The sequence below is a fragment of the Anaerosalibacter massiliensis genome (genome assembly GCF_024623155.1).
Lineage (GTDB): Bacteria > Bacillota > Clostridia > Tissierellales > Sporanaerobacteraceae > Anaerosalibacter > Anaerosalibacter massiliensis.
Genome location: NZ_JANJZL010000018.1, coordinates 24,722 through 40,575 on the forward strand (window position 1 = coordinate 24,722; position 15,854 = coordinate 40,575).

17 protein-coding genes are annotated in these 15,854 nt (G+C 28.9%); 16 read left to right on the forward strand and 1 reads right to left on the reverse strand.

Annotated features, from left to right (window positions below; genetic code table 11):
* Positions 1-55 precede the first annotated feature (55 nt).
* The 16 genes from NSA23_RS15240 (at position 56) to NSA23_RS15315 (ending at position 14,871) form a co-directional block, all read left to right on the forward strand.
* The gene (locus NSA23_RS15240; RefSeq protein ID WP_187116622.1) at positions 56-1,006 is read left to right on the forward strand and encodes a calcium/sodium antiporter; all 951 of its coding nucleotides are present in this window, start codon (positions 56-58) and stop codon (positions 1,004-1,006) included.
* A 168-nt stretch (positions 1,007-1,174) separates the two neighbouring features.
* Positions 1,175-1,354, forward strand: a complete 180-nt coding sequence (locus NSA23_RS15245; RefSeq protein ID WP_257490741.1) for a hypothetical protein — start codon at positions 1,175-1,177, stop codon at positions 1,352-1,354.
* 81 nt (positions 1,355-1,435) lie between these two features.
* On the forward strand, positions 1,436-2,773 hold the full coding sequence (locus tag NSA23_RS15250) for an alanine/glycine:cation symporter family protein (RefSeq protein WP_042679052.1): 1,338 nt from the start codon (positions 1,436-1,438) through the stop codon (positions 2,771-2,773).
* 70 nt (positions 2,774-2,843) lie between these two features.
* Positions 2,844-3,650: a formate/nitrite transporter family protein gene (locus tag NSA23_RS15255; protein WP_050069704.1), complete on the forward strand. Its 807-nt coding sequence runs from the start codon at positions 2,844-2,846 to the stop codon at positions 3,648-3,650.
* 59 nt (positions 3,651-3,709) lie between these two features.
* The gene (locus NSA23_RS15260) at positions 3,710-4,345 is read left to right on the forward strand and encodes a cyclodeaminase/cyclohydrolase family protein (protein ID WP_042679053.1); all 636 of its coding nucleotides are present in this window, start codon (positions 3,710-3,712) and stop codon (positions 4,343-4,345) included.
* Positions 4,346-4,463: 118 nt separating this feature from the next.
* Positions 4,464-5,012 carry a PucR family transcriptional regulator ligand-binding domain-containing protein gene (locus NSA23_RS15265; protein ID WP_246119165.1) on the forward strand — a complete coding sequence of 183 codons (549 nt, stop codon included), beginning with the start codon at positions 4,464-4,466 and terminating at the stop codon, positions 5,010-5,012.
* Positions 4,975-6,075 carry a PucR family transcriptional regulator gene (locus tag NSA23_RS15270; protein WP_050069706.1) on the forward strand — a complete coding sequence of 367 codons (1,101 nt, stop codon included), beginning with the start codon at positions 4,975-4,977 and terminating at the stop codon, positions 6,073-6,075. The genes NSA23_RS15265 and NSA23_RS15270 overlap by 38 nt, the downstream gene beginning before the upstream one ends.
* Positions 6,076-6,227: 152 nt before the next feature.
* Positions 6,228-7,940, forward strand: coding sequence for an adenine deaminase (gene ade / locus NSA23_RS15275; RefSeq protein ID WP_042679054.1), 1,713 nt, complete (start codon positions 6,228-6,230; stop codon positions 7,938-7,940).
* Positions 7,941-8,012: 72 nt separating this feature from the next.
* Positions 8,013-8,735 (forward strand): selenium cofactor biosynthesis protein YqeC, encoded by a 723-nt coding sequence (gene yqeC, locus NSA23_RS15280; RefSeq protein ID WP_042679055.1) that lies wholly within the window; start codon positions 8,013-8,015, stop codon positions 8,733-8,735.
* A 13-nt stretch (positions 8,736-8,748) separates the two neighbouring features.
* Positions 8,749-9,336, forward strand: coding sequence for a nucleotidyltransferase family protein (locus NSA23_RS15285; protein WP_042679056.1), 588 nt, complete (start codon positions 8,749-8,751; stop codon positions 9,334-9,336).
* Between the two features lie 38 nt (positions 9,337-9,374).
* Positions 9,375-10,172: an XdhC family protein gene (locus tag NSA23_RS15290; RefSeq protein ID WP_042679057.1), complete on the forward strand. Its 798-nt coding sequence runs from the start codon at positions 9,375-9,377 to the stop codon at positions 10,170-10,172.
* Between the two features lie 65 nt (positions 10,173-10,237).
* The gene (locus NSA23_RS15295) at positions 10,238-11,686 is read left to right on the forward strand and encodes a Na+/H+ antiporter NhaC family protein (RefSeq protein WP_042679058.1); all 1,449 of its coding nucleotides are present in this window, start codon (positions 10,238-10,240) and stop codon (positions 11,684-11,686) included.
* A gap of 279 nt (positions 11,687-11,965) precedes the next feature.
* Positions 11,966-13,108 (forward strand): aminotransferase class V-fold PLP-dependent enzyme, encoded by a 1,143-nt coding sequence (locus NSA23_RS15300; RefSeq protein WP_042679069.1) that lies wholly within the window; start codon positions 11,966-11,968, stop codon positions 13,106-13,108.
* An 18-nt stretch (positions 13,109-13,126) separates the two neighbouring features.
* Complete coding sequence (locus NSA23_RS15305; protein WP_042679060.1) at positions 13,127-13,645, forward strand: DUF4446 family protein; 519 nt, start codon at positions 13,127-13,129, stop codon at positions 13,643-13,645.
* Positions 13,646-13,656: 11 nt separating this feature from the next.
* Complete coding sequence (locus tag NSA23_RS15310) at positions 13,657-14,541, forward strand: diacylglycerol/lipid kinase family protein (RefSeq protein ID WP_042679062.1); 885 nt, start codon at positions 13,657-13,659, stop codon at positions 14,539-14,541.
* A gap of 48 nt (positions 14,542-14,589) precedes the next feature.
* Positions 14,590-14,871, forward strand: coding sequence for a YkuS family protein (locus NSA23_RS15315; RefSeq protein ID WP_042679064.1), 282 nt, complete (start codon positions 14,590-14,592; stop codon positions 14,869-14,871).
* Here NSA23_RS15315 and yyaC read toward each other — a convergent pair.
* Positions 14,868-15,464, reverse strand: coding sequence for a spore protease YyaC (gene yyaC / locus NSA23_RS15320; RefSeq protein WP_042679065.1), 597 nt, complete (start codon positions 15,462-15,464; stop codon positions 14,868-14,870). The two genes, NSA23_RS15315 and yyaC, sit on opposite strands and share 4 nt — an antisense overlap.
* Positions 15,465-15,854 lie beyond the last annotated feature (390 nt).

Sequence of the window (15,854 nt, forward strand, 5' to 3'; positions counted from 1 at the left end):
AAATATTAATGTATATATATATATATTAATACATAGGAATGGCTGGTGGATGAATATGGAGACAATTATTGTTTTTGTAATATTTTTTATTGGTCTTCTAACTATTGTTAAAGGTGGAGATTTATTCGTAGATGCTGCAATTTGGATAGCTAAAAAGACAGGGATACCCTCTATAATTATAGGGGCTACTATTGTAAGTATAGCTACAACTCTTCCAGAATTTTTTGTGTCTACAGTTGCAAGTAATGAAGGACATTCAGATATTGCTCTTGGTAATGCTATAGGATCTACTATATGTAACATTGCATTTGTTATAGGATTATGTTCTTGTATCAAGCCCATAAAAATAAATAAAGGACTTTTTAAACTAAAAGGATCTATGATGATAGGATATTTAGTTGTGTTTTTTATACTTGCTAGAGATGGAATAATAACTTTTAAAGAAGGTGGTATGCTTTTAATTTTATTTTTGTTTTTTATTATAGTAAATATTTTAGAATTTAAAAATGAAAGTGGAAAAACAGAAAGCTGTAAAAGAAACTCTGTCTATGACAAAAAACATATTATACTAAATATAATTAAGTTTGTACTAGGTGCATGGTTTATAGTTATAGGGGCCCATATGTTAGTAGATAGTGGCATAAAAATTGCTAATATATTTAAAATTCCTCAACAGGTAGTAAGTCTAACTTTACTTGCCGTTGGAACTTCGTTACCAGAATTAGTTACATCAGTTGTTGCAATTATAAAAGATGAAGAAAATATCTCGGTAGGAAATATTATAGGTGCAAATATTTTAAATCTTACTATAGTATTAGGAGCTTCAGCCCTTGTTAGTGATAATGGATTATTTATTTCTGATCAAACCCTTTATTTAGATATTCCTCTTTCCCTTTTAGTTATGACTATATTTGTTTTTAGTGGAGCTATTAAAAAAGAAATTAGTAGAAAAACTGGATTATTGCTTTTAGCAATATATATAATATATCTTCTTATATTATTTTAATATAAATAGAAAAATATTCTATAAATGTTATATAATATAGATAGATAAAAATGTAACGAAGAATAGAATATTAATTTTAATATATTCGTTATTAAATATTCTTATGTTCTTTATTTGTAAGATAAATTATTTCAACCGAAAGAACTAAGGATTTTGGCAAACTAATATATGCAATGCGAAAGGAGGACAGAAGAAGTATATTTTACTACTATAAGACAAATTATAATAGGAAAGATAAATTTAAGTTTAATAAAAGAATTAGCTGGAGACAACACTAATGACAATCAAAAAAACAAAGAGAAAGGTGGTGAAAAACCTGGTTTGTGGCAAATAAATAGGAAATACTAAGTTTTGTTATGCTACCACTTAACAATAAGTGAAAAACTATATTTATACTATTTAATATGGTTTTAGAAACCAGGTATTTTTATGAATTTAAATGCTATAGTAGATACCATAAATGAATATTTATGGGGATATATTTTAATATTCTTATTAGTTGGTACAGGACTTTATTATTCTATAAGATTGAGGTTTCCTCAAGTGAGGCAAATAAGAAGGGGATTTAAACAAACATTTGGTGGAATTTTTAAAAAAGATGTAGAAGCAGATAAAGATGGAATGTCTTCTTTTCAAGCTCTAGCAACAGCTATAGCTGCTCAAGTAGGCACAGGAAATTTAGCGGGAGTTGCAACAGCTATAGCTTCAGGAGGACCAGGAGCTATATTTTGGATGTGGATAAGTGCTTTTTTTGGCATGGCAACAATATTTGCAGAAGCAGTTTTAGCCCAAGTTTATACGGATAGAGTAGATGGAGAAATTACTGGTGGACCAGCATACTATATTAGTAAAGGATTAAAAAATAAAGGATTGGCAATATTTTTTGCCATAGCGATAATTATTGCATTAGGATTTGTTGGAAATATGGTCCAATCAAATTCTATGGCTGTAGCAATAAATAATGCTTTTAATATACCTAAAGTAGTAGTAGGAATAATTGTAGCAGTTCTAGCAGCACTTATATTGGTAGGAGGTATGACTAGAATTGCAAATTTTACTGAATTAGTTGTTCCTTTCATGGCTCTTATTTATATAGTAGGTGCATTGATAATCATTATAAAAAATGCTTCCTACATAGGTCCAGCTTTTAAAATGATATTTCAAGGAGCTTTTTCAACTAAAGCCATAGGTGGTGGAGTATTAGGAGTTACAGTTAAGGAAGCAGTAAGATTTGGAATATCAAGAGGTTTATTTTCTAACGAAGCAGGAATGGGTTCTACACCTCATGCTCATGCAGTAGCCAAGGTAAAACATCCTTCTGAGCAAGGATTAGTAGCTATGGTAGGAGTAATATTTGATACTATGATTATATGTACATTGACTTCATTAATTATTTTGACTACAAATGCTCATACTACAGGAACAACAGGAGCAGAAATGACTCAAATAGCATTCTCTAATGGTCTCGGAAAATATGGTGCTCCTTTTATAGCTATAAGTTTGTTTTTCTTTGCTTTTTCTACTATTATAGGTTGGTATTTCTTTGGAGAAGCTAATATAAAGTATTTGTTTGGAAAAGGTGGAGTAAGATATTATAGATGGATAGTTTTTGGGTTTATAGTAATAGGCTCATTCCTAGAAGTTCAATTAGTTTGGGATATTGCAGATATGTTTAATGGTATCATGGTGTTTCCTAACTTAATAGCTTTATTTGCTCTTAGTTCAGTTGTTGCCAAATCTCTTGAAGATTATGAATCAAAATTATAAAAGTTGTCTAAGAGGTTTTGTATTTTTCAAAAAATGAAAACTTTGATATGATCGTATTAGGAGTGATAAAATGCTTAGATCAGATGAAATTGCTTCAAAACAAATAGAGATAGGGGTTAAAAAAGCCTCTTTAGATAATTATAAAAAAGTTTTGTTATCTATTTTTGCTGGAATGTTTATTGGATTTGGGGCTCATGGAGGTCTTACAGTTACACAAAGTTTAGGGAATATAGATATAGGACTGTCTAAATTTTTAGGAGCTGCAGTTTTCCCAGTAGGACTTATATTAGTAATAATTGCTGGAGGAGAATTATTTACAGGGAATAATTTAATGGCATTATCCCTAATGAATGGAAAAATTAAATTTAAGGATATGATTTCAAGCTGGATTTTAGTTTATATAGGAAATTATATAGGTTCTGTATTTTTAGCTTATCTAGTTTGGAAATCTGGTTTAGTAAATGAAAGTATTAAAAGTTTAGCCATAAGTACAGCTATGTCAAAAGTACAAATTCCTTTTGTACAATCTTTAATTAGAGGATTTTTATGTAATATATTAGTTGTACTAGCTGTCTGGATGGCTTCAGGAAGTGAAAATTTTGCTTCAAAAATATTATCTATATGGTTTCCCATAATGTTATTTGTATTGATAGGTTATGAACATAGTGTAGCTAATATGTTTTATATTTCATTAGGAAAGTTTTTAGGAGCAAATATTAGTTGGAAAGAGATGTGGCTAAATAATTTAATACCTGTAACTATTGGAAATATTCTGGGAGGCGGATTTTTTGTATCAATTGTATATTATTTTGTATATGTATTTAAAAAAGAAGAAAATAAGACTCATAGCTACAGTGAACAATTGAGTTACAAGTAGACAATAATTTTCCAATATGTTATAATTTTTGCAACAATGTATAGGGGGTGTTTGTTTTAATGTTAGTTAATGAAACTTTAAAGGATTATGTAGAACAGGTGGCTAGCAATAAACCAGCTCCAGGGGGAGGAAGTGTTTCAGCCTTAGTTGGAAGTTTAGGAGCTGCTTTAACAAGTATGGTAGGAAATTTAACTATTGGAAAAAAAGCATATGAAAAATTAGATGAAGCAAATAAAAAAGAAATAAATAGAAATTTAACTAAAGTTCAAAATTATATTAATGATTTAAACACTTTCATAGATAAGGATACGGAAGCCTTTAATAAAGTAATGGAGTCTTTTAAGATGCCAAAGCAAACTGACGAAGAGAAAAAGGCTAGATCTTTAGCCATTGAGGAAGCTACTAAAGGGGCATTAGAAACTCCATTAGAATGTGCTAAAAAATGTTTAGAAGTTTTAAGATTGCAGAAAACCTTTGCACTATATGGAAATCCAAATGCAATAACAGATGTAGGCGTAGGAGCATTGCTTGCTTATTCAGGACTAGAAGGAGCCCTTTTTAACGTAAAGATAAATTTGTCAGGATTAAAAGATAAAGAATATGTAAGGGGAATAGAAAAAGAAGTAGAAGATATATTAAACGAGGGAAAAAAATTACAAGAAGAATTATTAGACATTGTTTATAAAAAATTATAATGAATGAAGTTTAAGGAGGAGTTTTGTTCCTCCTTAAATTTTAGCCAATTATAAGGAGTAGATCTACATAGTAAGACAAAATGGGATTAGTATAGAGGCAATATTAAGATTGGATATTATGGATGATTGTAAACTAGTTGCAGGGTTTAAAGGTATTAGAAATACTGTTTCTAAAGTAAATATTATGGCAGATCCAGATATAATTGACTGGATTCAAGAAGGAGAGCTTCTTTTAACTACAGCTTATTCTTTTAAAAGAGATAATATTGAAGAGCAGAAAAATCTTATTAGAGAATGTTCTAGAAAAGGTTTAGGGGGAATAGGAATAAAGATATATCCTTATTTACACTCCCTTTCAGAAGAAGTTATAAATTTAGCTAATCATCTTAATTTTTCATTGATAGATATTTACTATTCCATTCCTTTATCTGATGTCATGAGTACAGTCCTAAAAGAAATATTCAGCAAGCAAGCATTTCTTTTAGAAAGAATAGAAAAGGTTCATGAGCATTTTATGAATGTAATGTTAGAAGAAGTATTGGGAATAGTTTATGAAAATATTAAAAATCCTACTTTCTTATGTCTAGATTTTTTAAATGAAAGTGTAGAGAAATTTGATGGATTAGATGATGAAACCAAAAAATATTCTTTTAAGGGATATAAATAATTTTTATAACCCTAAATCTATTAAAAGTAACTTAAAAAAACTGGAAGAAGGAAAAATTTTAATTAAAGAAAAATATGTTAAGAAAATGATTATACCTATAGTTGTTAAAGGTAATGTTTATGGACATTTATTCACTTGGGCAATAAATACTCAATTAGGTGGATTTGATTTAGCTATTATAGAAAGTGCAGCTACAATAATAGTTTTAGAAGTGATTGAAAAAATCTCCATAAAAGAAATAGAAATTAGATATAGATCTGAATTTCTTGAAGATTTAATTTCTATAGATGAAAAAAGGAAGAAAAAAGCTTTAGAAAGGGCTCATTTTTTCAATCTAAATAAAGATAATATATATGTAGCTAAGTTAATGAGTTTTAAATTTAAACTAAGAGAAGGAAACCAAGAAGAGGAGTATTTTCTCGACTATGTAGAAAAAAATATAAGTAAGATTATTTCTACAATAGAAAGCACTGTAAAATTTGTAGGTCTAAAAGGTGTAGTAACTAGTAAAATGAATGAAATTCAAATACTTTTAGGATTTCAAAATGAATCTACAGCGGATAAACAACTAGAAGATTTTAATAATATACTGAACAAAAAAATATCTGAAAAATTTGAAAATATAGAGTTTAAAATAAGTGTAGGGAGACAGTCTAAAGGATTAAGTAATGTAAATAAAAGCTTTTCAGATGCTTTAAAAACAATTAGAATAGCTATATTAATAATTAATAGAAATATAGTGAATTTTGATGAACTAGGTATATTTGAAATACTTTGTCAAGATTTTTTAAATGATGAATTAGAAGATTTCTACAATTCTACTTTAAAGTTATTAGTAGATTATGATGAAAAAAGATCCACAGAATTAGTAAAGACCCTTGAAGCATATTTTAGGCACAGTGGAAATTTGAGGAAAATACCTGATGCATTATATACCCATTATAATACTATTTTATATAGAATAAATAGGATCAAAGATATTACTGGAATGGATTTAGATGATGAAAATAATAGATTAGATCTTGAAATTGCATTAAAAACAAAGGATTTAATAATAAAATAACTTATTTCTATATTATGCCACTCTCATAAATAGATGGTGGTCTTTAAATTTTCTCAATAAAAGAGATTTTTTCAGGAGTTTTAGATAAAATATATAAATAGTATTGTTTATAATAGGGATTGATAATCTAAAAATTGTGAGGAGGACAGAAAATGGAAAAGAATGAACTTAAAAATATAATAAGTATATCTAAAGGAGAAGAGAAAGCTGAACTGGTTCTTAAAAATTGTTCTATTATAAATGTATTTACTAATGAAATAATAAATGGAGATATTGCTATATATAATGGAAAAATTGCAGGTATTGGGGATTATAAAGGAAAAAAGGAAATAGATTTAGAAGGTAAATTTGTTTCCCCGGGATTCATTGATGGGCATGTTCATATTGAATCATCTATGGTTAGCCCTAGTCAATTTGCTAGAGCCATAGTACCTAGAGGAACTACTACTATAATAGCAGACCCTCATGAAATAGCTAATGTAAAAGGGATTGATGGAATAAAATATATATTAGATGATAGTGAAAATATACCTTTAGATGTATATATAATGCTTCCAAGTTGTGTCCCAGCCACTCCTTTTGAAAATTCAGGAGCTAATCTTAGGGCAGAAGATTTAAAAGAACTTATAGATCATGAAAGGGTATTAGGGTTAGGAGAACTTATGAACTATCCAGGTGTGATAAATGGAGATGATGAAGTATTAGATAAAATAATTATGGCAGAAGGTAAAAAAATTGATGGTCATGGTCCATTATTAGAGAAAGGTGAATTAAATGCTTATATAGCGTCAGGAGTATCTACAGAACATGAATGCTCTACAGTAGAAGAAATGAAAAATAGATTAAGACTAGGAATGTATATTTTAATAAGAGAAGGATCAGCCGCAAAGAATTTAAAAGAATTAATTAAAGTAGTAAATAAAGATAATATAAATAGATGTTTATTTTGTACTGATGATAAGCACCCAGAAGATATACTTAAAGATGGTCATATAAATTATAATATTAAACTTGCTATAAAAGAAGGTACAGATCCGATAGATGCTATAAAGATGGCTACATTAAATGGGGCTGAGTGCTATGGATTAAAAGATAGGGGAGCAATTGTTCCAGGATATATAGCAGATTTAGTAGTCATTGATAATTTAGAAGAATTTAATATTTTAAAGGTATTTAAAAATGGAAAATTAGTAGGGGAAAATTATAATTTTTTGTCTGAAATAAATCCAATAGATACATTAAAAGTTAAGAATTCTGTAAATATAGGTGAAATTACACTAAAGGATTTAGACATAAAACTTAAATCAAGAATTGTAAATGTTATTAAGTTACATTCCCATAGCTTATTTACTGAAAAAGTAGAAAGAGAAATAGATCTGGTAGATGGTAAATTTGAATTTGGAAAAGAAAATATTTTGAAAGTTGCAGTAGTTGAAAGGCATAATAAAACTGGCAATATAGGATTAGGATTAGTAGAGAATTTTGGATTAGAGAAAGGGGCTATTGCTTCAACTATTGCTCATGATTCTCATAATATAATTGTTATTGGAGATAGTGATGAAGATATATTAAAAGCTATAAAAGAAATTGAAAGGATGGGTGGAGGAATAACCATTGTTTCTGATAGAAAAGTTGTAAAATCTCTTCCGCTAGCTATAGCTGGTCTTATGTCAGATGATAGTTTAGAATATGTTAATAATGAGTTTAAAGAAATGCTCAATATAGCATATGAAAAATTAAATGTAAATAGTGAAATAGATCCTTTCATGACCCTTTCATTTATTGCTTTGCCAGTAATTCCTGAAATAAAGATTACTGATTTAGGGCTATTTGATGTAAAAGAATTTAAGTTTATAGATATTTAATATAAATTAGGGGTATTGACTGATACCCTTTGTCTGTAGTTATCTTAATTTTCAGAAAGGGTGTATTATGTATTGCATATTTTCCCAAGGTTAAATATAGGCTTAAATAAAAATGAGTTTATAACTTTTGTTGGTGGCGGTGGAAAGACTACCAGTATATTTAAATTAGCTAAGGAATTGAAGGAATTAAATAGATCTATACTTATAACTACAACAACAGCTATGTATGTGCCTGATAATAAAAATTATGATTATTTCTTTCTAGAAAAAATCCCAAAAAAATTTAAGCAAAAAAAACCTTCTATAACAGTATATGGAGGAGAAATAGAAAATATAAAAATAAAAAATACTGATGTATTAGAATTGGAAAATATATTTTTCAGAGGGCAATTTGATTACATATTAGTAGAAGGGGACGGTTCCAAAGGGAAACCAATAAAAGCACCAGAAGTATATGAACCTGTAGTGCCTAAAAATACTACGAAGACAATAGGAGTTGTTGGATTGGATTCTTTAGGGAGGAAAATTGACGAAGAAAATGTTCATAGGGTTGAAAAATTTAAAAATATAGTTAAAGCTAATTCTAATGAAAAAGTAGATAAAGATGTAATAATTAGATTAGTTTTAAGCAAAAACGGATTATTTAAGGATAGCCAAGGAGAAAAGATATTACTTATGAATAAGGCTATAAATAAAGAAAGAATAAAAGTGGGACTTGAAATTAGAAGAAAATTAAATGAAAAAGGATTTCATAATGTAGTTGTAGGGGATATTAAAACTAAAAAATTTTATTAATTGAGGGAGATATATGATTACAGCGATAATACTTGCTTCAGGATTTTCTAGAAGAATGGGAGAAGACAAGCTTCTAATGAAAATTGGAGGTAAACCCTTGGTTGAGTGGGTTATTAGAGAGATTAAACAATCCAATGTAGAAGATATTATTCTCATTTATAGAAAGTTTGAAGTTAAAGATATAGGTTTAAAATATAATATTAAAACTGTTTTCAATGAAAATGCACATTTAGGTCAAAGTGAAGCATTAAAACTAGGTATAAAAAACTCTAAACCAGATACTAACGCTTATATGTTTTTTGTAGGCGATCAACTTTTTATAAATAAATATATAATAAATTTGCTCATGGAGGAATATCAAAAGACTACATTTCCTATATTAATCCCATGTTATGATGGCAAAGAGGGTAATCCAGTTGTTTTTTCCTCTATACTTAGAAGTGAACTTTTAAAAATAGATGGGGATAGAGGTGGAAAGGTTATCATAGAAAAGCATCCTAAAGACTTTAAAAAGATTCATATAAAAAATGGGAAAATAGGATTAGATATAGATACTCCTAAAGACTTTAAGAAAATCAAGGAGGTTATTGTGAAAAACTGAAATGAAAATTCTATAGAAAAAATAAAGGAGGATTTGAAATGGCAGATTTTTTTGTAATAGAAAATGCTATGAGAGAGGCAAGAAAAGGTAAAAAGGTAGTATTAGCTACTATTGTTAAGGCTGCAGGATCAACTCCTAGAAGAGAAGGAACAATGATGGCAGTATTAGAGGACGGAAGGATATATGGAACTATTGGAGGAGGAGAACTAGAACGAGAGATAATTAAACTAAGTATGAACTATATTGCTAAAGAAAAAAGTGGTCTTGTAAATTTAAAATTAGAGGAAAATAGTTTAAAAATGACTTGTGGAGGAGAGGTAGATGTATTTTTAGATATTTGTAGAATTAAACCTAAACTTCTTATAGTAGGAGGAGGTCATGTAGGCCATGCAATATATAAAGCTGCATCTATTTTAGATTTCCATATAGTGATATTTGAAGATAGAGAAGAATTTTTGAATAAAAAGAGGTTTCCTAAAGCTCAAGAATTAATACTAGGGGAATTTGAGGAGAGCTTAAAAAATTATCCTGTAGATAATAGTACATATATAGTTATAGTTACTAGAGGACATGAATTTGATGAAGAAGCCTTAGAAGCTGTTATAAATAGTAAGGCTAAATATATAGGAGTCATGGGTAGTAGAAAAAAAGTATCAAAAATGATATTAAATTTAGAAGAAAAAGGAATAGATAAAAATAAGCTTAAAAAAGTATATATGCCTATAGGATTAGCTATAGGTGGGGAAACTCCTGAAGAAATTGCTATAAGCATACTTTCGGAAATACTTCTAATAAAAAACAACGGAAGATGTAACCACATGAGCAATAATATCTAAGTACATTAAAAAAATGGTATAATTAGACTTATTAAACTAGAATTGATCAGGAGGGAAACAGGTATATGGAAAAAACAGATAGAAAACAATTAGAGTTTTATGGCGGAGGTTGGATTTCATTTTTACCATTTTTATTTTTTATAGCTATAGCAATTTATATAAGTGTATTGAAAGCTCCAGATATAAAAGGTATGTGGGTAGGAGCAGTTACAGGACTTATAGTAACATTTTTCTTTGCAAAAGATAAAATGGAATATTCAAAAATAATTATTGAAGGAATGGCTGATGAAATAGCAATAACTCCAGTAGCATGTTGGATATTTGCAGGACTATTTGCAACAATTCTTAAATCTACAGGCCTAGTAGAAGGAATAACTTGGGCAGCTTATCATATTGGAGCTAAAGGTAGATTATATACTATAATTACATTTCTTGCTTGTGCATTATTTGCCACTGCTTCTGGAACAGGATTTGGGACTATAATTGCAGGAATTTCAGTTCTTTACCCAGCAGGAGTTTTTCTTGGTGCTAATCCTGTAGTATTGGTTGGAGCTATAATAGGTGGAGGTGCTTTTGGAGATAATTTAGCACCAGTATCAGATACAACAATTTGCTCTGCTACAAGTCAAGGGGCAGATGTTGGAGGGGTAGTTCGTTCAAGGTTAAGATATACAGTTGCAGCATCTATAATTACTTTAATTTTTATGATTATATTTGGTGGAAGTGGTATGGAAGCAAGTCAAGGAATTCCCTATGAAGAGCTTTCTAAATATATGAATCCCAAGGGGTTGATAATGCTTATTCCAGCTATAATTACTATTTATGCAGCTATTAAAAAAGGTGATCTTATTTATGCAACTACATTAGGAACCGTTCTTTCTACAATAGTTGCTCTTGTAGCAAAGCTTGTAACTGTAGAACAATTGATAGGCATTGAAGATGGAAATGTTATAGGTATCATTGTTGAAGGAATTGGTGGGATGGTTGATATTTGTATATTAGCTTTGCTCATATTTGCTTGCGTTAATGTTATGCGTGAGGGCGGAGGAGATAAGAAATTATTAGGTGTTGCTGAAAAACTTGTAAAGACTGCTAGAGGAGCAGAAGCTTCAATTGCTGGATTAGTTATAATTATGTCTGCCATAATGGGATTAAATGCACCACCAATATTGGCGGTTGGTACATCTTATGCAAAGCCTATAGGTGAGAAATTCAAAATTCATCCTTATAGAAGAGCTAACCTATTAGATGCTACAGCAAATACTTTAGTGTATTCTGTACCTTGGTCTACAGCATTACTTCTTGCTCAATCTCTTACAAAGGATGTAAGTGCTCAGTATGGATCTGCTATTCCAATAGTAACTGCAGATGAAATATGGCCTTATGTTATATATTGCTGGGCTATGTTGGCTGTTATGATATTTTCTATTGCTTCAGGCTGGGGAAGAACTTATATAGATGATAATGGCAATGAGGTTAAAAAACTACCTAAAGGAATAGAGATTAATTCTTAATAAATAATATAAAAACAAGGGGATCAGTAAATTAAAAAATAAGTTAAAAGTTTGTGTTTTTAGACTATTAGAGTTCATTATTATATATAATAATGAACTCTAATATTTTATATGTTTGATTTAATGTCTTAAAATATAAATTTATAGTTTATACTTTTTATTAAATTAAATATATGTATAAATAAAATAATTATCTGCTTTTTAATAGATGATTTTGAGTATTATAGTACATATAATATGTTATAATTAAAATATTAACTACTCTGGAGGTGGACTGTGTTGATTTATTTTGATAATGCTGCTACATCTTTTCCTAAACCAGAAGAGGTTTATAATGGTACCCTAAAAGCTATGAAAGAATATGGGGCTAATCCTGGAAGGTCTGGGCATAAATTAGCTCTGAAGGCAGGGAGAGGTCTTTATGAGACAAGGGATATTATTTCAAAATTATTTAATATAAATAACCCTATGGATTTAATATTTACTTATAATTGTACAGATAGCTTAAATTTAGGTATAAAGGGAGTTTTAAAAAAGGGAGATCATGTAATAACTACCTCTATGGAGCATAATTCTGTTTTAAGACCTTTAAAACATTTAGAAAGTAAAGGAATAGAGACTACTATAATAAAAGGAGATTCAAAAGGCAGAATCAATCCTTTAGATATTGAGAGAAATATTAAAAAAAATACTAAAATGATAATAATGACTCATATATCAAACTTAACAGGTACAATTATGCCTGTAAAAAAGGTTGGCGAAATAGCTAAAAAACATGGTATTATTTATATGGTGGATGGAGCTCAATCAGCTGGAGTTTATGATATAGATGTTGAAGAAATGAATATTGATATATTAGCTTTTCCAGGTCATAAAGGACTACTTGGCCCTCAAGGTACAGGAGGACTATACATAAGAGAAGATATTGGGATGGAAGAGTTGAAAGAAGGCGGAACAGGAAGCAGTTCTGATTCTTTATATCAGCCAGATATAAGACCAGATAAATATGAAAGTGGAACGCCAAATACCCCTGGAATTGTTGGATTAGGAAATGGTGTTAGTTATATAATTGATAAAGGTATAAATAATATTAGAGCTCATGAGGAAGATTTAACTAAACATTTTATTGAAGAAATATTAAAAATTGATGGTGTGAAAGTATATGGGCCATTAAAATCAGGAGAACAAGCTCCAGTAGTATCTATTAACATAAGAGATGAAGATTCATCAGAAATAAGCTATATTTTAGATGATGAATATGATATTGCAGTTAGATCTGGTCTTCATTGTGCACCTCTAGCTCACAAAACTATAAAAACTTTCAAACAAGGAGTAATAAGATTTAGTTTTGGGGTATTTAATACACATGAAGAAATAGAATGGGGGATAAAAGCCATTAAAGAAGTTTCTAAAGAAATTTAAATTAGGAAGGAGAAATTTATGGAACAACTAAGGGAAGTTATAACAAGATATAATGTAGAAGTAATTATAGGTCTCATGATTGCATTTATTTTTGTATTAATACTTTATATTATTTCTGAATTCAGAATAAATCATATTACAGAAAAATACAATGCCTTAGTAGACGGAGTTGACACTGTAAATTTAGAGGAGCTGATAAAAGAGGCACTTGAAGAAGTAGAATTAGTTAAAAAAGACTATGAAATTATGGATGAAAAATATAATGCAGTAGATAAAAGACTTAAATGTGCAATTCAAAAAATTGGATTTATAAGATATAATGCATTTGCTGACATGGGCAGCGAACTAAGTTTTTCTATAGCCCTTCTTGATGAAAAGTTGGATGGAGTAGTGATAACTAGTATTTTTGGAAGGGATTACTCTACTTCCTATGCTAAATCTATAGCTAATGGGGATTCAAAATATTCTCTTTCAGTAGAAGAAATGCAAGCTATTGATAGGGCAAAAAAATATGAAGATTATATAACAAACATTTAATTGGAGGAATTATGGGAGATATACTTTTTATTGTGAATCCAATAGCTGGGGGTGGGAAAAGTAAGGGTTTTGTTTCTTTAATTAAGGAAATAATGGATGAATCTAAAAGAAAATATGAAATAATTGTGACAGAAAAACCTAAAGAAGCTATTAGATTGGCTAGTCATGGTTCCATGAAAGGGTATGAAACTATAGTAGCTGTAGGAGGAGATGGAACTATTAATGAAGTAGCTTTAGGTATATTGTCAACTGGTGCTGGGACATTAGGTATTATTCCTGGAGGTACAGGAAATGACCTAGCTAGAACTTTAAATATTCCCAATGATCCTAAAAAAGCTATTGAAACTATTTTAAAAGGACATAAGAAAAAAATAGATGTAGGTTTTGCAAATGATAACATGTTTTTAAATATTGCAAGTATTGGGCTAGATTCAGAAATAGTAAAAAATACAGAAAAAATTAAGACAAAGATCAAAGGAAGATTTGCTTATTTTATTGGAGCTCTCAATACTTTGTTTAAATATAGAAATAAGGAAGTTAATATCCAACTAGACAATATAATTATAGATGAGGAAATTATGCTTTTAGCTGTTAGCAATGGAAAATACTATGGTGGAGGATTTAAAATTTGTCCGATGGCAGTAATTGAAGATGGATATTTTCATATATGTATAGTAAAAAAAGTGCCAAAGATAAAATTATTGCTATTTTTTCCTTTGTTTTTCAGAGGAACTCATACAAAAATTAAAAAGAATGTGGAAATATACAAAGCAAAAGAGATAAAAGTAAAAACTAGTGAAAAGACTGATCTAAATATAGATGGAGAAATATTTGAAGTATATGGAGAGGCTGTATTTAGTATTGGAGACAAAGGTATTGATGTAGCTTGTGAATAAAAAACCTTCTAATGAACATAATATTGTTAAAACTATAGGAGGTTTTTTATGACCAAGAAAATAGCTGTACAAAATGGATTAGATGATATAAAAAAGAATTTGGAGAATTTAGGATATACTATAGTAGATATGGATAGCAGTGATGCAGAAGCTATAGTATATATGAGAACGGAGGGGGATGGAATTCCATATATAAGTAGTTCAGTGAATATGAATACCAGGTTTGATATTGAAAATCAAAGTAGTGCTATTTTAATAAATGCAGAAGGAAGAAGTATAGAAGATATAGATGAGATAATAAAAAAGAGAAGATATACTCCCTTATTTTAGGATATATCTTCTCCATTTTTTTCCTTTGAAATTTTTAATAATGCGATATATATACTCTGGGAAATAGCTTCTGCCATATTCATAACTAAATTAAGTCGTGTGTTCTGTAAAACAACATATTCCATCATCCCACCTATATTTACCACTCCTGTAATGCTTAAATCTCCTATTTTAGGCAATTTTTTATTTACTCCAAGTCCAGGATTTAAAGGACCATCTTTAATATTTAAATATCCTATTCTATCAGCTCTACCAAGAGATGCGTCTATTGCAATAATAAAAGGATTTAAAAACCTATCATATATATAATCAATTTTTTCTTCAAGATTTTTTGCATGTACTGGTTTTTCAAGAGTTCCCAAAAGGTATGTATCTTCATATATAGAAAGAATATGTTCTAGTTTATAACCTACTAAAGGTCCTAATGCATCTCCTGTAGATCTATCAGATCCTATACAGAGTATAATTAATTCTTTATAACTATTTACATATTTGCTTATTAATTGTTCAGAGATTAGATCACTAAAAGTGGATACTGCTAGGGGAGATTTTGAATCTACAGTATATTTATTAGTATTGGAATATAGTTTCATTTAGAGCCTCCTAATATAATTCTTTTTAATATTTATATTGTAAGAACTACTATATTAGAAGTATTACCTAAAAATAGTTTATAAATACTTAAACTATATATCCCATATCTATAATAAAAAAGTAAAAAAACTATTGACAATACGATAATAAGATGATAGACTCTTATATTGTTGTCAGCAAAACATATTTCAAAAATAATTTAAAAAATACTTGAAAATAGTTGACAATGAATAAAAAACATGGTAAGCTATTTAAGCAACTCAAAAGAACCTAGAAAATTGAACAGTGTAAAAAGTCCTTAAGTTAATAACTTTAATTAAAACTTAAGTTCATATGAAAATATGAAAGTAAGTAATTCTGAGATTAAACTTTTATTATGAGAGTTTGAT